At 59.7% G+C, this 18,656-nt stretch carries 23 protein-coding genes, 1 tRNA gene and 1 rRNA gene; 14 read left to right on the top strand and 11 right to left on the bottom strand.

Annotated elements, in window-relative coordinates:
* Nucleotides 1–868 (bottom strand): 16S ribosomal RNA (locus tag RS9916_RS13415); the annotation flags it as partial.
* A gap of 680 nt (nucleotides 869–1,548) precedes the next feature.
* Between RS9916_RS13415 and RS9916_RS13410 the strand changes: the two genes are divergently transcribed.
* Nucleotides 1,549–3,048 carry a glycoside hydrolase 100 family protein gene (locus RS9916_RS13410; protein WP_007100000.1) on the top strand — a complete coding sequence of 500 codons (1,500 nt, stop codon included), beginning with the start codon at nucleotides 1,549–1,551 and terminating at the stop codon, nucleotides 3,046–3,048.
* A 50-nt stretch (nucleotides 3,049–3,098) separates the two neighbouring features.
* On the opposite strand, the gene petD is transcribed toward RS9916_RS13410, so the two are convergent.
* Nucleotides 3,099–3,581 carry a cytochrome b6-f complex subunit IV gene (gene petD, locus RS9916_RS13405; RefSeq protein WP_007099999.1) on the bottom strand — a complete coding sequence of 161 codons (483 nt, stop codon included), beginning with the start codon at nucleotides 3,579–3,581 and terminating at the stop codon, nucleotides 3,099–3,101.
* A 48-nt stretch (nucleotides 3,582–3,629) separates the two neighbouring features.
* A complete protein-coding gene (gene petB / locus RS9916_RS13400; RefSeq protein WP_007099998.1) occupies nucleotides 3,630–4,286 on the bottom strand; it encodes a cytochrome b6 in 657 nt (218 codons plus the stop codon).
* Between the two features lie 59 nt (nucleotides 4,287–4,345).
* On the opposite strand from petB, the gene ctpZ reads away from it, so the two are divergent.
* From ctpZ to RS9916_RS13365, 7 genes are all read left to right on the top strand, one after another.
* Nucleotides 4,346–5,656 (top strand): carboxyl-terminal processing protease CtpZ, encoded by a 1,311-nt coding sequence (gene ctpZ, locus RS9916_RS13395; RefSeq protein WP_007099997.1) that lies wholly within the window; start codon nucleotides 4,346–4,348, stop codon nucleotides 5,654–5,656.
* Nucleotides 5,657–5,662: 6 nt separating this feature from the next.
* A complete protein-coding gene (locus RS9916_RS13390; RefSeq protein ID WP_007099996.1) occupies nucleotides 5,663–6,925 on the top strand; it encodes an HD domain-containing protein in 1,263 nt (420 codons plus the stop codon).
* A gap of 46 nt (nucleotides 6,926–6,971) precedes the next feature.
* Nucleotides 6,972–7,640, top strand: coding sequence for a septum site-determining protein MinC (minC, locus tag RS9916_RS13385; protein ID WP_007099995.1), 669 nt, complete (start codon nucleotides 6,972–6,974; stop codon nucleotides 7,638–7,640).
* A gap of 72 nt (nucleotides 7,641–7,712) precedes the next feature.
* Nucleotides 7,713–8,528, top strand: coding sequence for a septum site-determining protein MinD (gene minD / locus RS9916_RS13380; protein WP_007099994.1), 816 nt, complete (start codon nucleotides 7,713–7,715; stop codon nucleotides 8,526–8,528).
* Nucleotides 8,529–8,533: 5 nt separating this feature from the next.
* Nucleotides 8,534–8,815 (top strand): cell division topological specificity factor MinE, encoded by a 282-nt coding sequence (minE, locus tag RS9916_RS13375; protein ID WP_007099993.1) that lies wholly within the window; start codon nucleotides 8,534–8,536, stop codon nucleotides 8,813–8,815.
* Nucleotides 8,816–8,899: 84 nt separating this feature from the next.
* Nucleotides 8,900–9,070, top strand: a complete 171-nt coding sequence (locus RS9916_RS13370) for a response regulator transcription factor (RefSeq protein ID WP_007099992.1) — start codon at nucleotides 8,900–8,902, stop codon at nucleotides 9,068–9,070.
* Nucleotides 9,071–9,096: 26 nt separating this feature from the next.
* A tRNA-Thr gene (locus RS9916_RS13365) sits at nucleotides 9,097–9,168 on the top strand.
* Here the strand turns inward: RS9916_RS13365 and RS9916_RS14985 are convergent.
* The 5 genes from RS9916_RS14985 to RS9916_RS13345 all read right to left on the bottom strand — a co-directional run bounded on the left by RS9916_RS14985 (nucleotide 9,169) and on the right by RS9916_RS13345 (nucleotide 12,489).
* Nucleotides 9,169–9,327: a hypothetical protein gene (locus RS9916_RS14985; RefSeq protein ID WP_007099991.1), complete on the bottom strand. Its 159-nt coding sequence runs from the start codon at nucleotides 9,325–9,327 to the stop codon at nucleotides 9,169–9,171.
* Nucleotides 9,315–9,908, bottom strand: a complete 594-nt coding sequence (locus tag RS9916_RS13360) for an L-threonylcarbamoyladenylate synthase (RefSeq protein ID WP_050752345.1) — start codon at nucleotides 9,906–9,908, stop codon at nucleotides 9,315–9,317. Before RS9916_RS13360 ends, RS9916_RS14985 begins: the two co-directional genes overlap by 13 nt.
* Nucleotides 9,909–9,991: 83 nt before the next feature.
* On the bottom strand, nucleotides 9,992–10,891 hold the full coding sequence (prmC, locus tag RS9916_RS13355) for a peptide chain release factor N(5)-glutamine methyltransferase (RefSeq protein WP_007099989.1): 900 nt from the start codon (nucleotides 10,889–10,891) through the stop codon (nucleotides 9,992–9,994).
* An 8-nt stretch (nucleotides 10,892–10,899) separates the two neighbouring features.
* Nucleotides 10,900–11,946 carry a DNA-processing protein DprA gene (locus RS9916_RS13350; protein ID WP_232199601.1) on the bottom strand — a complete coding sequence of 349 codons (1,047 nt, stop codon included), beginning with the start codon at nucleotides 11,944–11,946 and terminating at the stop codon, nucleotides 10,900–10,902.
* Between the two features lie 87 nt (nucleotides 11,947–12,033).
* A complete protein-coding gene (locus RS9916_RS13345; RefSeq protein WP_038023873.1) occupies nucleotides 12,034–12,489 on the bottom strand; it encodes an acyl-CoA thioesterase in 456 nt (151 codons plus the stop codon).
* 55 nt (nucleotides 12,490–12,544) lie between these two features.
* Here RS9916_RS13345 and RS9916_RS13340 point away from each other — a divergent pair, with 55 nt between their 5' ends.
* Entirely contained in the window at nucleotides 12,545–13,393 is an 849-nt protein-coding gene (locus RS9916_RS13340; protein ID WP_038024671.1) for a universal stress protein, read from the top strand.
* A 26-nt stretch (nucleotides 13,394–13,419) separates the two neighbouring features.
* Here the strand turns inward: RS9916_RS13340 and psbM are convergent, their stop codons facing one another.
* Together psbM and RS9916_RS13330 are read right to left on the bottom strand one after the other, a co-directional pair.
* Complete coding sequence (gene psbM / locus RS9916_RS13335) at nucleotides 13,420–13,524, bottom strand: photosystem II reaction center protein PsbM (protein WP_007099985.1); 105 nt, start codon at nucleotides 13,522–13,524, stop codon at nucleotides 13,420–13,422.
* Nucleotides 13,525–13,583: 59 nt separating this feature from the next.
* Entirely contained in the window at nucleotides 13,584–14,075 is a 492-nt protein-coding gene (locus RS9916_RS13330; RefSeq protein WP_038023870.1) for a 2Fe-2S iron-sulfur cluster-binding protein, read from the bottom strand.
* A gap of 253 nt (nucleotides 14,076–14,328) precedes the next feature.
* Between RS9916_RS13330 and psbB the strand changes: the two genes are divergently transcribed.
* Together psbB and RS9916_RS13320 are read left to right on the top strand one after the other, a co-directional pair.
* Nucleotides 14,329–15,888, top strand: coding sequence for a photosystem II chlorophyll-binding protein CP47 (gene psbB / locus RS9916_RS13325; protein ID WP_007099982.1), 1,560 nt, complete (start codon nucleotides 14,329–14,331; stop codon nucleotides 15,886–15,888).
* A 21-nt stretch (nucleotides 15,889–15,909) separates the two neighbouring features.
* Entirely contained in the window at nucleotides 15,910–16,005 is a 96-nt protein-coding gene (locus RS9916_RS13320) for a photosystem II reaction center protein T (RefSeq protein ID WP_006042122.1), read from the top strand.
* Between the two features lies 1 nt (nucleotide 16,006).
* On the opposite strand, the gene RS9916_RS14655 is transcribed toward RS9916_RS13320, so the two are convergent.
* Nucleotides 16,007–16,165 (bottom strand): hypothetical protein, encoded by a 159-nt coding sequence (locus RS9916_RS14655; RefSeq protein ID WP_156777559.1) that lies wholly within the window; start codon nucleotides 16,163–16,165, stop codon nucleotides 16,007–16,009.
* A 6-nt stretch (nucleotides 16,166–16,171) separates the two neighbouring features.
* On the opposite strand from RS9916_RS14655, the gene nrdR reads away from it, so the two are divergent.
* From nrdR to RS9916_RS13305, 3 genes are all read left to right on the top strand, one after another.
* The gene (gene nrdR, locus RS9916_RS13315; protein ID WP_038023865.1) at nucleotides 16,172–16,645 is read left to right on the top strand and encodes a transcriptional regulator NrdR; all 474 of its coding nucleotides are present in this window, start codon (nucleotides 16,172–16,174) and stop codon (nucleotides 16,643–16,645) included.
* A 99-nt stretch (nucleotides 16,646–16,744) separates the two neighbouring features.
* Nucleotides 16,745–17,824: a 30S ribosomal protein S1 gene (locus tag RS9916_RS13310; protein ID WP_007099980.1), complete on the top strand. Its 1,080-nt coding sequence runs from the start codon at nucleotides 16,745–16,747 to the stop codon at nucleotides 17,822–17,824.
* 17 nt (nucleotides 17,825–17,841) lie between these two features.
* A complete protein-coding gene (locus tag RS9916_RS13305; protein ID WP_007099979.1) occupies nucleotides 17,842–18,639 on the top strand; it encodes an HAD family hydrolase in 798 nt (265 codons plus the stop codon).
* Nucleotides 18,640–18,656 lie beyond the last annotated feature (17 nt).

Raw genomic sequence — 18,656 nt, 5'->3', positions numbered from 1 at the left:
CCGTCATTCCTTTGAGTTTCACACTTGCGTGCGTACTCCCCAGGCGGAACACTTAACGCGTTGGCTACGACACCGGAGGGGTCGATTCCCCCGACACCTAGTGTTCATCGTTTACGGCCAGGACTACAGGGGTATCTAATCCCTTTCGCTCCCCTGGCTTTCGTCCATGAGCGTCAGTTATGGCCCAGCAGAGCGCCTTCGCCACTGGTGTTCTTCCCGATATCTACGCATTTCACCGCTACACCGGGAATTCCCTCTGCCCCTACCACACTCTAGTCCAGAAGTTTCCACTGCCATGATGGAGTTAAGCTCCACTTTTTAACAGCAGACTTTCTGGACCGCCTGCGGACGCTTTACGCCCAATAATTCCGGATAACGCTTGCCACTCCCGTATTACCGCGGCTGCTGGCACGGAATTAGCCGTGGCTTATTCATCAAGTACCGTCAGATCTTCTTCCTTGATAAAAGAGGTTTACAGCCCAGAGGCCTTCATCCCTCACGCGGCGTTGCTCCGTCAGGCTTTCGCCCATTGCGGAAAATTCCCCACTGCTGCCTCCCGTAGGAGTCTGGGCCGTGTCTCAGTCCCAGTGTGGCTGATCATCCTCTCAGACCAGCTACTGATCGATGCCTTGGTGAGCCATTACCTCACCAACTAGCTAATCAGACGCGAGCTCATCCTCAGGCGAAATTCATTTCACCTCGCGGCATATGGGGTATTAGCAGCCGTTTCCAGCTGTTGTCCCCCTCCTGAGGGCAGATTCTCACGCGTTACTCACCCGTCCGCCACTAACCCGAAGGTTCGTTCGACTTGCATGTGTTAAGCACGCCGCCAGCGTTCATCCTGAGCCAGGATCAAACTCTCCGTTGTAGATCATTTCCTCTTAGACGTTTTTCACATCCTCAAAATGATTTGCTTCACCCGCAAAGCAGCAAAAATGCTCTCCGCAGTTGTTGCCTCCTTTCAGCTGACACAAAAAGGGTTCTTAAGAGTGCACTTCTAGATCTCTCTATCCATGACTTTCCAGAATCTCAGATCCGGTTGTTGCTCCGTCACTTCGCACACCGGCAACAAAGAGGCTCGTGAAAACCTCCCCGTTGCAGCGAATGACTTCAACGCAACGAAAATTTTTGACGGGACCTCACACCTTTATCGCAATTCCATTCAGCTCCTCACCTCACCTTTCAGTTCGGCTCAAAACCAAACGCGATAAAAGCGTCAGTTCCTAAACTTTTCAATTGTCCAGGTTCTCGCTTCCCTACTCCCTCTCAGGAGTGGTTCTGCGCTGCGGCCTCGCGACCGCCTAATGAACTTACAACACCGTGGGATCGCTCCCTCATCTGTTGCAAGCGCCACAGACACAACAAAGCTCTCGCCTCATCAGACCGTGACCTGCGCTCTCGCCTCTCGGCTCCTGCGCAGTCCAAAAACATAACCCATCACTGGGCTGTGCGCAACATCCAGCGAGCTCATCACTTCTCCAGACTGTCTTCCACTGCCCAAATCCTTTGGCATTACTAGCGTTTACCTAGGACGCCCCTTCAAGCGCCATGGCAGGACGCTTCAGCCAACAGAACCAGCGCGTGCGGCCGAGCTCCAAGGAAGACCAGGTTGTTGAGAAAGCGAAGGAACACTTCGAACGCACCTTGATCCAGATCGCCGGGTCTGTCGCTGGGTCGGTTGCGGCCTTGGAACATCCAAGCCATGACGAAGCCCTGAATTACGGAGAAATCTTCCTGCGCGACAACGTGCCGGTGATGGTCTATCTCCTGACCCAACGGAGGTACGACATCGTCCGGCATTTCCTCACGGTCTGCCTTGATCTGCAGAGCACCACCTATCAGACCCGCGGTGTTTTCCCCACGAGCTTTGTCGAGGAGGGCGATGCACTCCTAGCGGATTACGGCCAACGCTCGATCGGTCGGATTACCTCTGTCGATGCCAGTCTCTGGTGGCCTGTGCTCTGCTGGCTTTACGTCAAGCACAGCGGCGACGAGGAGTTCGGTTCAAGCCAGAAGGTGCAACGCGGCATCCAACTGTTACTGGATCTGGTTCTGCATCCCACCTTCGAAGGCACGCCAGTGCTGTTCGTTCCCGACTGCGCGTTCATGATTGATCGCCCCATGGATGTGTGGGGTGCTCCGCTGGAAGTGGAAGTGCTGCTGTACGGATCACTGCGCAGCTGCATCAAGCTGATGGAACTGAGCCGGCGCCACCACGACAGTCGTCTGCTGGATCAACGCTTGGTGCTCACACGTCAGTGGGTCCATGACCTGAGGCAATTTCTGCTTAAGCACTACTGGGTCACCAGTAAGACCATGCAGGTGCTGAGGCGAAGACCAACCGAGCAATACGGAGACAACCAGCACCAGAACGAATTCAACGTTCAACCCCAGGTGATTCCGGATTGGTTACAGGACTGGCTGGAAAACCGAGGTGGCTACTTGATAGGGAACATGCGGACAGGTCGTCCGGACTTCCGCTTTTACAGCCTCGGAAATTCCTTGGGCTGTCTCTTCGGGCTACTGACCAGCCCCCAACAACGAGCCTTGTTTCGGCTTGTGCTCCATAACCGCGATCATCTGATGGCCCAGATGCCCATGCGCATCTGCCACCCGCCCATGGATGGACTCGAATGGCAGAACAAAACTGGATCAGATCCCAAAAACTGGCCGTGGAGCTACCACAACGGTGGCCATTGGCCGAGCTTGCTCTGGTTTTTTGGGGCATCGATCTTGCTGCATGAGCGCCGACACCCCCATGCTGATGTGCTGCTGATGGGGCAAATGAAAGCCCTGCTGGAAGAAAGCTACTGGAGTCAGCTCAATCAACTGCCACGCCAACAATGGGCGGAATATTTCGACGGCCCCACAGGAACGTGGGTCGGACAGCAATCACGCACGTATCAGACCTGGACCATCGTTGGTTTCTTGCTGCTCCACCACTTTCTTCGCACCCGTCCAGAAGATGTGGAGATCCTCGATCTTGAGGAGCTTTTTGGGACCGGCGCAGACAACGATGAGGCATCAGCCTCCGAATCCCAGCCATAAAAAAGCCCGGTCGTCGACCGGGCTTTGAAAACGGTGTTCGTAACAATGAATCAGAAAAGACCCAGGGTCAGGGACTTGTCGATCGGAAGAGCAGCACCGATGCCGAGATAAATGGTGGTGACAGTTCCGAAAAGGAAGACTGCCATCGCCACAGGACGGCGGAAAGGGTTTTGGAACTTGTTGAAGCTCTCGATGAACGGAACCAACATCAGACCCAAAGGAACGAGGGTCTGCAGAGCGATCCCGAGGAGCTTATTGGGAACGACGCGCAGAATTTGGAAGACGGGGTAGAGGTACCACTCGGGAAGAATTTCCAGAGGAGTGGCAAACGGATCAGCCTTGTCCCCAAGCATGGCAGGGTCAAGCACGGCGAGGCCCACCACACAAGCAATGGTGCCAAGGATCACCACTGGGAAGATGTAGAGGAGATCGTTAGGCCACGCAGGCTCACCGTAATAGTTGTGACCCATGCCCTTGGCCAACTTGGCGCGCAGCTTGGGATCGGCGAGATCAGGCTTCTTGAGAATGTGCATTGGAATGACCAGTACGTGTTCGCTTGAAACTGAACGGATGTGGCTGGATCACAAGGGACCGGAGATGCCCTGCTTCCGGATCATCAGGAAGTGCATGAGCATGAACACGGCCAGCAGCCAGGGCATCACAAAGGTGTGAAGGCTGTAGAAGCGGGTGAGGGTGGACTGACCCACGCTCTCGCCGCCCCGAAGCAATTCGACCATGAAGTCACCAACAACAGGAATAGCTGCGGGCACGCCGGACACGATCTTCACAGCCCAATAACCAACCTGGTCCCAAGGAAGGGAATAGCCGGTCACGCCGAAGGAAACGGTGATCACTGCCATGGTGACGCCGGTGACCCAGGTGAGCTCACGAGGACGCTTGAAACCTCCAGTCAGATACACGCGGAACACGTGCAGGATCAGCATCAGCACCATCATCGAGGCGCTCCAGCGGTGGATGGAGCGGATCAGCCAGCCGAAGCTGACATCGGTCATCAGGTACTGAACCGAGGAATAGGCCTCAGCCACAGTCGGCTTGTAATAGAAGGTCATCGCGAATCCAGTCGCGAACTGGATCAGGAAGCAGACCAGGGTGATCCCGCCAAGGCAATAAAAGATGTTGACGTGGGGGGGCACGTACTTGCTGCTGATGTCGTCAGCGATGTCCTGAATTTCAAGACGTTCCTGGAACCAGTCGTAGACAGGTGAGGAGTTCGCCATGCAGAAGTGGGCTTGGATTGCGAGAGTCTACTGAACACATCCCAGCGATCGCGCCAGGTATGAAGTCGATGTTGCCGACTGTTAATCGCCAATGGACCACCTGGCGACAAGTGGCCACAGCACTGGTGTCCTTGGTGCTGAGCACGGTGCTGGTCGCCAGCCCAGCCATCGCGCTGAACGACGCCCAGCAGCTGGTGGTGGAGAGCTGGAAGCTGGTCAACCAGAGCTACGTCAATCCTGATCGCTTCGAGGAGGTGCACTGGAAGCGGTTGCGCCAGAAGGCTTTAGAGGGAACGATCACCAGCAGTGAGCAGGCCTACAGCGCCATCGAGACCATGCTCAGCCCTTTGGGCGATCCCTACACCCGGCTGCTGCGCCCGGATGACTACACCGTCATGAAGGCCAGCAATCAAGGCAGCCTCAGTGGTGTCGGCCTGCAACTGGCCCACGGCAGTGACGATGGCCGCGTGGTCGTGATTGCCCCTCTGGAGGGTTCACCTGCCGCAGAAGCAGGGGTGGTAAGCGGGACTGCAGTTTTAGCTGTGAATGGTGAACCCACCGACGGCCTCGGGCTGGAAGCAACCGCAGCACGCTTGCGTGGTGATGTGGGAACCCAGGTGGTGCTGAATCTGCAAGCCCCAGATGGCACCACAGATGAAGTGACCCTGGAGCGACGCAGCGTGGATCTGCGCCCAGTCCGCACCCGACGCCTGCGTCAGAACGACCACACCCTCGGTTATCTGCGCATTACCCAGTTCAGCGAGGGGGTGCCCCAGCAAGTGCAGGAAGCCATCGCCGAACTGTCTGAAAAGGGAATCGAAGGACTTGTTCTCGATCTGCGCAACAACTCCGGTGGCCTGGTGAGCGCTGGGCTGGCAGTGGCGGACGCTTTCATCAGCAACGATCCCATTGTTGAAACCAGGAATCGCGAAGGGATCGCCGATCCAATCCAGGCCAGTGCCCTCACCCTCTACGACGGGCCGATGGTGACACTGGTGAATGGAGGCACCGCCAGCGCAAGCGAGATTCTCGCCGGAGCACTCCAGGACGATGGCCGCTCACAACTGCTGGGGAGTCGAACCTTCGGGAAAGGGCTCATCCAGACCCTCACCAATCTCAGTGACGGCAGTGGCCTCGCAGTGACCGTGGCGGGGTATCTGACTCCCAGTGGGCGCGACATCCAGGGACAGGGCCTGGAGCCTGACAGGCGACTCGATCAACCCGAACCCCTCAATCCTGGCGGGGACGGAGACAGCTGGCTGATCGATGCCCAACGGGTCCTTGAGCCCCTGCTCGAGAGCAACGCAGAACAAAATCCAAGCCCGGAGGAGGCAACCTCAGCGGATGCAGCCGATCCGGATGCGATTTGATCCGTGATGGCGTCACGCACGTATCACGATCCACTGCATCGCAGCATCCAGCTTGCTGGCGAGGATCCCGCTGAAGCCATGGTGATGGGGCTGGTGGACAGCCGCCCTTTCCAGCGACTGCGGCGGATCAGGCAGTTGGGGCCCGCCTTCCTCACCTTTCATGGCGCGGAGTCGAGTCGCTTCACCCACTCGCTGGGGGTGTTTCATCTGGCACGTCTCGCCTTCCGCAGGCTGGTGCAACTCGATCCGAGCTTGAACGAACAGAAAAGGGTGCTGTACGCCGCGGCCCTGCTTCACGATCTCGGCCATGGCCCCCTGAGCCATACCGGTGAGGAGATGTTCGGGCTCCATCACGAGAGCTGGTCAGCCCGCCTCGTGCGCGAACATCCAGAGATCAACCCATTGCTGGAACAGCTGGCCCCAGGCACGGCGGAGGGAGTCGCATCCTTGCTGGAGCATGGACGCGCTGAGCGCCCGGTGATCAAGGCCCTGGTCAGCAGCCAGCTGGACTGCGATCGGCTGGACTATTTGATGCGCGACAGCCACAGCACCGGCACCCGCTACGGCCAACTGGATCTGGAGCGCATCATCGCGGCCCTCACCCTGGCCCCGGATGGAGACCTGGCCATCGACCCCAAAGGACTCATGGCTGTGGAGCACTACCTGGTGGTGCGAAATCTGATGTACCGCAGCGTCTACACCCATCGCCTGAATGTGGTGTGCAACTGGATGTTGGAGCGTCTGATTCGTCTGGCCAGACAACTCGGGGGCGATCGGGTGTGGTGCGATCCAGTGATGGCCATCTGGCTTTGGGAACCCGATGCCCTGACACCCGAAGCCTTTCTGGCCAATGACGACCTGCGCACGGGCTATCACCTGCAGCGCTGGGCGGAGGAGGCACCCGCTCCGCTGGCCTCACTCTGTAGCCGCTTCCTCGATCGTCGCCTTTTGAAAGCCACGGCCGTCGGCCACCTCAAGCCGAGCGAGCAGCTGGAAGCACTGACGCTGGCGCGTCGTCTCAGCGAACAGACAGGCATGGACCCCGAACATTGCTGCGGCTTACGCCATCAACAGATCCGCGGGTATCACCCCTATCGCGGCGGCCTGCGGTTGTGGGATGGCGTGATGCTGCAAGGGCTCGAGCAGGTTTCAGCACTGGTGCAAAGTCTCTCCACCCCAGCGGCCACGGCCTGGATGATCCATCCGCGCGAAATTCAGTCGGATTTGCGATACGCACTGCAGGGCGAAAACTTCAGCAATGGCGCCTAGCGTCTAGTCACGGGTCACGCTTCTGCCCACCTTTCCCACCACACCGATGGCCGCTGATGACATCCCAGGCATGCGCCAGCGACTCACTCTTCCGCAACCGCGAAGGGCCCACTGGGAAGACACTCTTCCCCAGCAGCTGCAAGCGCTGTCCCCAGGCCCTCTCGAACTGATCGCTCATGGTTGGCTGCTGCGGTGCAGAGACTTTCGGCAGCTCCAGCACCTGTTGGCAGGATCCGGATTCACCATTGCTCAACTGCAAACGCTGAATCCCCAGACAGCGGTCAGCGCCCAAGCCCTGGGCTTGCCCGTGGAGCTGCAGCAAACCGGGAGTGCTGCGCCAAGCCCACCCCAAAGCACGGATTCACTACGCCTGCACAGGGGCACGCTTCGGGCAGGTGACCGCTTGGACAGCGAAGGGGACCTGTTGGTCCTGGGGGACGTAAACCCCGGAGCCACAGTCACAGCAGTTGGTGACGTCATGGTTTGGGGGCGGCTGCGCGGGGTGGCCCATGCCGGACGTCAAGGTGATCAATCCGCTCGCATCGTGGCTCTGCAGCTCCGCCCGCTGCAACTGCGGATCGCCGATCAAGTGGCGCGTGGCCCCGAGGATCAACCCCTGGCGGGTCTGGCCGAAGAAGCACGCATGAGTGGCGGAGAAATCGTGATTGAGCCCGCGGATCCCAGGCTTTCGAAGCACCTGATCGGGATCGAGTGATCAGGAACTGAAGGGAAATGATTGGCCTGAAGCTTTGACCACCCTTAAGGTGGCGCGACTTCCCGGGAATCCGTGGCGTCCACTTCGCGAACGATCCTGATCTGCTCCGGTAAAGGAGGGGTCGGGAAAACCACACTGACAGCCAACCTCGGCATCGCCTTAGCCCGACTGGGGCTTCGCACGGTTGTGCTCGATGCCGATTTCGGCCTGCGCAACCTGGACCTACTGCTGGGTCTGGAGAATCGGATTGTCTTCACCGCGCAGGAGGTGCTGGCCGAGACCTGTCGCCTGGAACAGGCTCTGGTCAAGCACAAGCAGGAGCCGAACCTTGCTCTGTTGCCGGCAGGTAATCCACGCATGCTCGAGTGGCTCAAGCCTGAGGACATGCAGGCAATCGCCAAGATGCTGGAGCAGCAGTTCGATTACGTGCTGATCGACTGCCCGGCCGGCATCGAAGACGGCTTTAAAAATGCTGTTGCTGCAGCGAAAGAAGCGATCGTGATCACGACGCCGGAAGTGTCTGCGGTACGCGATGCTGATCGCGTGATCGGGCTGCTGAACACCCACGGCGTCAGCCCTGTGCAATTGGTGCTCAACCGGGTCCGTCCCAAGATGATGGCCAATCAGGAAATGCTTGCGGTCGACGACGTCACCGACATCCTTGCTCTGCCCCTACTGGGTCTGGTCCTGGAGGACGAGCAGGTCATTGTGAGCACAAACCGTGGTGAGCCCTTGACGCTGAATGGAAGTCACTCTCCTGCGGCCCGTGCTTACGGGAATGTGGCCCGTCGACTGCAGGGAGAAGAAGTGCCCCTCATTGATCCCTCCAAGGAACGGAGTGGACTCCGCGCCAAGGTGCGCCGACTGATGCAAAAGAAGATTTTCTGAAACCGATGACCCTGCGCGACATTCTCGACAAATTGCTGAACCGACAGCCCGCCAGCGCCAGCACAGCGCGTGAAAGGCTGCAGTTGGTGCTCGCCCATGACCGCAGTGATCTGAGTCCAGAACTGCTGGATCAGATGCGGCGCGAGATTTTTGAAGTGGTGGCGAAATATGTGGAGATTGACCTCTCCGAGGGCGACGTGAGCCTGGAAACCGAAGACCGCGTCACGGCCCTTGTGGCCAACCTTCCGATCCGTCGTCCGCTTGCGGTCAACCGCAACGAGAGCTGAGATGCCGACAACCGGGGAATGCTTGCTCATGCCTGCATTCCTCGACGTCATGCCCCGTTTCTCGTTAAGCCCAGCCGAAATGGTTTGAACGCGCTGCTGCTCGAGGGTCTGAGCAATAAAGCCATCGCCTCCCAGCTGATGCTGAGTGTGCGAACCGTCGAATCCCATGTGAGCCACTCCCTGGCAAAAACCGGATGCCGCAGCCGATTGGAGCTCGTGATCTGGTTGATGACCCACACCCCAATGCAGAGCTGAGAGTCGGCCGGTACAGTGCGATCGACGCCGGCTTAGCTCAGCGGTAGAGCAGCGCTTTTGTAAAGCGAAGGCCATCGGTTCAAATCCGTTAGCCGGCTTCAATCCATGCGTCCTGACAGCAGCCAGAGCGCCACCAGCAGCAACATCCAGGGAAGGAAGCTGAGATTGGTCAAGGCCGTGCCGAGCTGAATCAGCGGGTCGAACAACCAAAGCCCAAGGCTCTGCAGGATCACAACCAGGGCAATCAACCAGAGCATGGTGGAGATGAATCCACTCCTGCGGGCATCACAGCACCTGCACGCAAGGTCTGCCAACTCCCTGAGTCTTGCCAGGCCAGCACCGTGCTGGCCAATCCCTGCGGTGCGGGCCATGGTGTCGGCCCCAACAACGGCAGATCGGGGAAATAACAATGCGCTTGGGCAGCGGTCAATGCCGCAGCATCGCCGGAAGGATTGGCACTGGTGGTGGCCAAAGGGCCCGTACGCGCCAGAAGCTGTCTGGCCTGCGCACAAGCCGGCACCCTGAGCCCCAACGTTGTGGCACCCGGATTGAGCGCACGCAACCAGGATTGCGCCAGCGCATCACCGGCAATCGGCAGCACCATGGTGAGGGCCCCAGGCCAATGGAGTTGCGCCAGTGGACGCGCAGCAGCCTGGGCCTCAGGCCTGACCAGAGCAAGCAAAGCTTCCGCGTTTGCAGCCATCAGGATCAGAGGCTTTTCAGAGGGCCGCTGCTTCAGGGTCCAAATCTGGCGAGCATGGCCCGGCAACGCGATGAGAGCAGGAAGAGTGTCCGTAGGCATCAAGCCGGCCCCTCCTGCCAATAAACAGCGGGCCATCGCATCTGTCGAGCAGACGTTGGGCTGGCCAGTAGGTGACGGATGATCGGCCATCGACATGCCGTTCGTCGGCAAAACCCTCTTCAGCCTGCTGCACGACGGGCCAAGGCAAAGCGACGAATACCCTCCAAATCCTGAGCAGCTTGAACGTCGCGCAATCCAGCGTTCGTCATCAGCGCCAACACCGCCTCGCTCTGATCGTGGTGATGCTCCAGCAACAACCATCCCCCCGGAGCCAAAGCTTCAGCAGCGCCATCCAACAACAGACGGCAGCAATCCAGCCCGTCTAAACCACCATCAAGGGCCAAACGCGGCTCGTGATCACGCACGACGGGATCCAATTGATCCACCACCCCCGCAGGGATGTAAGGCGGGTTTGATACCACCAGGTCCAATTGCCCCCACCAGGGCCGCAACGGCTGCCACCAACTGCCCTGATGCAACTGCCAAGCCATGCCATCAGCCCACGACTCAAGATTGCGGCGGGCCAAGGCCAGGGCTGCAGCGCTGCAATCGACAGCGTGTCCTTGCCAGCCGGATAACTGACGCGCCAAAGCGACCGCCACAGCTCCGGAACCCGTTCCCAGATCAGCCCAAATCCGCCCCCGACCCCATTGAGGAGAAGGAGACTGAAGGCCCCGAGCCACGGCAAGATCCACCAAAAGCTCGGTTTCCTGGCGGGGGATCAACGCATCGGGCGACACCCACAATTCCAGATCACGCCAGGGACAGCGGCCCACCAGATGCTGCAGGGGAATCTGACGCTGGCGATGCAGAAGCCACTGCTGCTCTAAAGCTTCCAATGAGCAAGCCAGTGTCAGCTCCACACCATCGGGATCCAACTGCAGACGCTGCAAATCCGGCCAGCGCAATCCAGCGGCCAGATCCAGCAACCAATCGAGGTCGGCCGCGTGACCACCGTCCCCCAGTAGGCGACGGCGCCATGCCAGCAGGTCGGATCCCTTGAGAGGCGGCGAGACCATCCGTCCAGCTAAGCAAGACGCCAGCGCATTCCCGCTTCAGCTTTCAGCACACCCTCCAACTCCAGTTGCACCAGTTGTTGAGCCAGAGCAGCTGGAGAGCGGCCCAAACCTTGGGCCAATTGCTGGAGCGTGGCTCCGTCTTCCAACAGCGTCATCAACGCAGGATCGTGAAGAGCTTTGTGCGACGCCACCCCATTGCGAAGGCCCTGCACCCCACACAGGGGCGTGAGTGGTCCCGCTCCCAAACCCTCGACCCATTGTTCAGGATCCAGCAACGGCCGGGCCTGGTCGATCAACAGCTGATTGCTTCCCCGCGCCGAATGCCGAAGAACATCCGCTGGCATCGCCCAGAGCGCGCGTCCCTGCGTCTTGGCCGCCTTAGCTGATAACAGTGCACCACTGCCTTCTGGACATTCGACAACCACGACCGTCTGGGCAAGAGCCACCAGCAACCGATTCCTCAGAGCAAAGCTCGAGCGCTGCACACGGCCCCCCGGAGCAAGCTCAGTGATCAGCAGGCCTGCACGGGCGACATCGGACTGCAACTGACGATGCTCTGGCGGGTAGGCCCTTTCCAATGGGGTCCCCAGTACGGCAACGGGCTGTCCGCCCCCACGCAGGCAACCTTGATGCACTGCAGCATCAATCCCCTCAGCCAGCCCACTCACCACGGGCCACCCCGCCCGGGCCAACGTTTCCCCTAACTTCTCTGCCGCACGCAACCCATGGGCAGACGGTCGCCTTGAACCGACAACGGCAACAGCGTGACCCGAACCCAGCGGAGCAAACAGGGAATCATTGCCCTCCCAGAAGACCATCATCGGAGGCCTGTCCAGCGCATGAAAACCCTTGGGCCATTGGGAATCCACAGGCAATAACAATCGCTGGGGGAGTGGAAGACGCGGATCAGGCCCCAAACGTTGGCGATGCCGCTCCAGCGCGCAGATCAGCTGATCCGACCAGCGCAACGCCATCCGCAACTGGTCCAATGGCCAGGTCCAGAGACCGCCGAGGTCGGTTCCGTGCTCAAGGGCGACTCGCTGAAGCTGGGCCAACCGAGCAGGACCAACCCCAGGACACTGCGCCCATAGCCACCACCAACGCCGCACAGCACCCATTCGCCAACAGTACAAAGGTACTACTTAATCAGCTGCGCGATCTTCGCCGCGCACCAGCACTGCGAGCGCTTCCGCCAAAGCGACAGGCGCCTCCCGCACCACTCCACGTTTGCCATCTGCGACACGCAGCAGCACGAGCTCCACTGTCGCCTCAGCCGCACACGTTCCATCAGGGAGACAGAAGCGGGACTCCCAAGGCCAACGCACACCCCGACGCGGTAGGGCCCTGCTTTCAAGCGTCACTAAATCGCCATGGGCCAAGGCATGGCGATACGTCAACTCAAGCCGGACCACAGGCATCTCGTAGCCCTCTTCAGAGACCCGGCCATAGGGCATCCCTGCCGAAGCCAGAGCCTCGACTCGAGCCTCTTCCAACCAAGACACGTAGGAGCCGTGCCACATCACGCCAGCATGGTCGGTGTGCTGCGGGAGAACTCGCTTTTTAAGGCGCCATGGATGAGTCGTAACGCTCTCAGTCACCGTGGTTCTGAAGACAGAGTCTCGCCATAGGCTGCAGCAAAGCCTGAACGAAACCGTGTTCAAGAATCTCCTGATCGCCGATTCCGGCAAGGGACACGTGGAAGAGATGGTGCGAATGCTGCGGGATTTGCCCGGGTTCCGCACCGCGCGGATCAACCTGCTTCATGTCGTCCCGGAACAGGGCAGCGCAGGCTCTGAGGAACACTGGGGCGCCGCCGCATCGCTCCTGGCCCAAGCCGTAGGACGCATGGGTTTGGATGCAAGCGAAGTGAATTCGATCATCCGCAACGGCGACGCCAAGCAAACCGTGCTGAAGGTGGCAGAGGAATTGGATGCCGATCTGATTGTGATGGGCTCCCGCGGCCTGGGACGCCTGCAATCGATCCTCGCCAACAGCACGAGTCAGTACGTCTTCCAGCTCTCAACCAGACCCATGCTGCTGGTGCGCGATGACCTTTATGTCCGCCATGTCAACCGGTTGATGGTGACCGTGGATGGCACCGGCGTCGGCGATGACGCGCTCAAAATCGCCTGCGAAATGATCCGCGACATCCCCGGCGGACAGCTGATCGGCGTGCATGTTGCCAGGCAGGAACTGGCTCCATCTCGGGGCGCATCCAGCAAAGGCGACGACCTGCTGAACAATGCGGTTCAGAAGGCTCGCACCTTTGGGGTTGAACTCAAGCCGATGCACGTCACCGATGCCGACGTTGGTCGGGGCGTCTGCAAAGCCGCTGAAGAGAGCAACGCAGACCTGGTGGTGATTGCCTCCCAAGACCGCCGTCCACTTGTCGCCCGCGGCCTTGTGGATCTCGACAAGTTGTTGGGTGGATCAGTGAGCGATTACATCCGAGTGCACGCACCTGCCCCGGTGATGCTGGTCAGGGAACCGGAGCGGGGCTGATCACCCCCTCCGGCCTCACGCCTCAATCAACCCTGGCGGCTGTTGGTCTGGATGTACAGGATGAGCAGGAAGATCGTCGGAACCAGAACAAACAGCAGGCTGGCAACAAATCCGAGATCGTTGGTTTCCATGGCTGATAAAAGATGCATCCGGAAGGTATCACCGTTCGGCGACCTTCCGGAACCTTGCATCAGCCCTCGTCACCGGGCGTAGCAGCATCCAGCTCAACCCCGGCCTCGGCTGACGACTCGCCACCGGCATCGGCCGACTCATCGGCATCGTCTTCATCCACCTCCACGACGGGCCAGGCGGTGGGACCAGCCGGAAGCTCCTGGGCTCGTGCGGCAGCAATTTTGCCTTCACGATCAGGGAGGCCCGTCTGGGGCTTGGTCAACACAATCGCCGACCGTTGCACAAGGGCCTGACAGGCCAAGCGCCAATCTTCTGGGCGACGCTTGAGCTTTGCGTCCTCAACGGCCGTGCGCGGCGACAGCGAATCTGGCCCAGCACCACCCGAGATCTCCACAAAACAGGTAATGCACTGGCCGCAGCCATTGCAATTTCCAAGCCGACCCTTGAGGCCGTAAAGCTCGATCCCCTCCCGGAGCGCCACATCCCTAAGGTTTTCGCCCGGGTAGCACTCCACATCCCGACCTTCACGAACGAATCGAATGACGGGCATGGCGCTCAAGAGAAAGGTCAGCGCATCATTCTGAGGCCCAGAGTTTCGTTTTGTAACCGTGGGCGCCCGCAAAGGCTTCCTCATCTCACGGGCACGAGCGAGCAACAGCACAGGGCCAGGGCATGGCCAACTTGACCAAACCCCTGGCACAACACGTTGCAGCTCACGACAGCAGCGCCCGATCACAAGGGAGCACCCCTTACGATCGCGAGGTCTGGCTGCTTTAGCAGCTGCGTTCCCCCGAACCTGACCCATGGGATTGCCCTGGTATCGGGTGCACACAGTCGTCATTAACGACCCCGGCCGTCTTCTGGCCGTGCACCTCATGCACACCGCCCTCGTTGCCGGCTGGGCCGGCTCGATGGCCCTTTACGAACTCGCCATTTTCGACCCCTCGGATCCTGTTCTGAATCCGATGTGGCGTCAGGGCATGTTTGTGATGCCCTTCATGGCCCGCCTCGGTGTGACCGGGAGCTGGGGTGGCTGGAGCATCACCGGTGAAACCGGTGTTGACCCTGGCTTCTGGAGCTTTGAAGGCGTCGCTGCTGCCCACATCATTTTCAGTGGCCTGCTGATGCTGGCTGCCATCTGGCACTGGACCTACTGGGATCTCGAGATCTGGCAGGACCCCCGTACCGGTGAACCGGCACTCGACCTGCCCAAGATCTTCGGCATTCACCTGCTGTTGGCCGGTCTTGGCTGCTTCGGCTTCGGAGCGTTCCACCTCACTGGTGTATTTGGCCCCGGAATGTGGATTTCTGATCCCTACGGATTAACAGGACACCTTGAAGCCGTTCAACCGGCATGGGGCCCAGAAGGCTTTAACCCCTTCAACCCGGGCGGCATCGTCGCCCACCACATTGCCGCAGGCATTGTTGGCATCATTGCCGGCATTTTCCACATCACCAGCCGTCCGCCTGAGCGTCTCTACAAAGCGCTGCGTATGGGCAACATTGAGACGGTGCTCTCAAGCGCGATTGCCGCTGTGTTCTTCGCAGCCTTCGTCGTGGCCGGCACCATGTGGTACGGCTCTGCAGCAACTCCCGTCGAACTGTTCGGCCCCACCCGTTATCAGTGGGACCAGAGCTACTTCAAGACTGAAATCAACCGCCGCGTCCAAACCGCCATGGACGAGGGCTCATCGATGGAACAGGCTTACGCCGCCATCCCCGAGAAGCTTGCCTTCTACGACTATGTCGGCAACAGCCCTGCAAAGGGTGGCCTGTTCCGTGTTGGTCCGATGGTGAATGGTGATGGCCTCCCCACCGGCTGGGTTGGACACATCTCTTTCACTGACAAAGACGGTCGCGACCTTCAGGTCCGTCGCCTTCCCAACTTCTTCGAGAACTTCCCTGTCGTGCTTGAAGACAGTGACGGCATTGTTCGCGCTGACATCCCCTTCCGTCGTGCTGAAGCGAAGTACTCCTTCGAACAGCAGGGCGTGACAGCCTCGGTCTACGGCGGAGCCCTCGACGGCCAAACCTTCACCGATCCTGCTGACGTGAAGCGTCTGGCGCGCAAAGCTCAACTGGGTGAAGCGTTCGAATTCGATCGCGAGACCTATAACTCCGACGGCACCTTCCGCAGCTCACCCCGCGGCTGGTTCACCTTCGGCCACGCTTGCTTCGCTCTACTGTTCTTCTTCGGCCACATCTGGCACGGTGCTCGCACCCTCTACCGCGATGTGTTCGCCGGCATTGATCCCGACCTGGGCGAACAGGTTGAGTTCGGTCTGTTCCAGAAACTGGGCGACCGTTCCACCCGTCGTCTTCCCGAGGGCTACGTGCCCCCGGCAGGCACCCCCCTCAGCTGATCGCCCCACCGGAGACTCTCGATGGAAAGCTTCGCTTACATCCTCATCCTCACCCTGGCGATTGCCACTCTCTTCTTCGCGATCGCCTTCCGCGATCCCCCGAAGATCGGCAAGTAGATCAGGTTTCGTTCATCAACCCCGCCATCAGGCGGGGTTTTTTATTGCCGAAAACACACCGATCTCCCAAAGAAGCAATCGCAAAAACCAGTTGCAACACGCCCTGTTCAGAGCTCGACAGCGCGTCTAAACTTGGAACAACTTTGAGTTTCGAGGTCATCGGGCGGTGCAGTGCCCTTCCTGCCAACACACAGATAGTCGGGTTCTGGAGTCCCGCGCTGCCGATAGCGGCAAAAGTGTTCGGCGGAGACGCGAATGCCTGAATTGCGAATTCCGGTTCACCACCTACGAGAGGGTGGAAACCATGCCCATCACGGTGCTCAAGCGCAATGGAAACCGTGAAACCTTCAGCCGCACCAAGCTGCTCCACGGTCTTGGCCGGGCCTGTGAAAAAACGGGCGTATCAGCCGAGCGCCTTGAAACGGTCGTCGACGACTTGGAAGCGATCCTCCAACAACGGAGTAACCGGGATATCACCAGCCAGGAGATCGGAGAGCTGGTGCTGGAGCAGCTGAAAGATCTCAGCGAAGTGGCCTACGTGCGGTTCGCTTCCGTCTACCGCCAATTCCAAGGCATCAGCGATTTTGTCTCCACCCTCGAGGGGATGCACACCCCGAAGGGCAAGTTGGCTGCTGTTTGATCCCTGGCTGATCTGTAGGATGGAAGATTGATTGCTTGAGGTCGGCGGGCCTCGGCATCCTTCCTTTCGCACTGTCTCCGGGCAGACCGCCACCCCCCTATGTCTGTTACCTCCACCGATCAGGTTCAGGACCCCGCAGCAACCAGCGAGCAGGACGCTGCAGCCGAGGCCACGATGGCGGAAGCCTTCGCCGAAGAGGACCTGAGCATTCCGGAGGATGTGCCCAGTGCTGACGATCCGAGCAGCCGGGCCAACCCACGCGATCTCGAGAGTGCTGGTTTCTCCCTCGACGAGTTCGCAGCCCTGCTGAGCAAGTACGACTACAACTTCAAGCCTGGCGACATCGTCAACGGCACCGTTTTCGCCCTGGAGTCCAAGGGCGCGATGATCGACATCGGCGCCAAGACCGCGGCCTTCATGCCGATGCAAGAGGTCTCGATCAACCGCGTCGAGGGCCTCGGCGATGTGCTGCAACCCGGTGAAGTGCGCGAGTTCTTCATCATGAGTGAGGAGAACGAAGACGGCCAGCTGGCTCTCTCCATTCGCCGCATTGAATATCAGCGCGCTTGGGAGCGTGTGCGTCAGCTTCAGAAAGAAGACGCGACCATCTATTCCGAAGTGTTCGCCACCAACCGCGGTGGTGCACTGGTGCGCGTTGAAGGCCTGCGCGGCTTCATCCCCGGTAGCCACATCAGCACCCGTAAGCCCAAAGAAGAACTGGTCGCCGATTTCCTCCCCCTCAAATTCCTCGAGGTGGACGAAGAGCGCAACCGTCTTGTGCTCAGCCATCGCCGTGCCCTGGTGGAGCGCAAGATGAACCGCCTGGAAGTGGGCGAAGTGGTCATCGGTACCGTCCGTGGCATCAAGCCTTACGGTGCCTTCATCGACATCGGTGGCGTCAGCGGTCTGCTGCACATCTCCGAGATCAGCCACGAGCACATCGAGACCCCCCACTCGGTGCTGAACGTGAACGATCAGATGAAGGTGATGATCATCGACCTCGATGCAGAGCGCGGTCGCATCTCCCTCTCCACGAAGGCGCTCGAGCCGGAACCCGGTGACATGCTCACCGATCCCCAGAAAGTGTTCGATAAGGCCGAAGAAATGGCCGCCCGCTACAAGCAAATGCTGCTCGAGCAGGCTGAGGAAGGCGAAGAGGCCTACGGCATGATGGGCTGATCTTCAGCCCACTGTGAATGGCCCAACTCCTGCTACGTGGTGAGTGTTTGGGCGACTTTGATGGGGTGCTGTTCGACAAGGACGGCACCCTTTCCCACAGTGAGCCGCGACTGATCGAACAGGGGCACAGCAGAATTGCAGCAGCTTGCGACTGCTGGATTTCAAGCACGGAAGAGTCAGCCACCAGCGAGCGGGTGGAGCAATTAAGAACCCTGATGCAGCAGGCCTATGGCCTGAGCAAAGAGAGTGTCAGCCCCGACGGACTGCTGGCCGTTGCCTCACGCCAGCACAATCTGGTGGCCACTGCCACCGTGTTCACCCTGTTGGGCCTGTCTTGGCCCCGTGCTCTGCTGATGGCGGACCGCAGCTTCGAAAAGGCCGCCCAATGGCGGCAGGCCCAAAGCACCACTGCTGACCACAACCCAAGCCCCCTGCTTCCTGCCACGAAACCCTTTCTCGATCAGCTGAACGCGGCTGGGGTCACCTGCGCTGTGATCAGTAACGACACCCATCAAGGGATTAAGGACTTCCTGCGAGGTCATCAACTCGAGGGGCACATGGCCGGCATCTGGAGCGCTGATGATCGACCGAATAAGCCAGACCCTGAGGCAGTGCATCAGCTCTGCGACAACCTGGGTTTGCAGCCTTCGCGCTGTGCATTGATCGGAGATGCAGATTCAGATCTGCTCATGGCGCGCCAGGCAGGGATCGGACTCAGCCTGGGCTACGTGGCCGGATGGAGGCGCAGCCCCGATCTCACTGAGCATGAGCATCTGATCAGTCATTGGGACGAGCTACAAGTGGTTGACCGCTGATCAGCCCCCCGACCACC

Origin of the sequence: Synechococcus sp. RS9916 (assembly GCF_000153825.1) — a bacterium.
In the GTDB taxonomy this organism is placed as follows: Bacteria; Cyanobacteriota; Cyanobacteriia; order PCC-6307; family Cyanobiaceae; genus Synechococcus_C.
The sequence above is the reverse complement of the archived record's forward strand: the minus strand, read 5'-3'. Positions and strand labels throughout refer to the sequence as shown.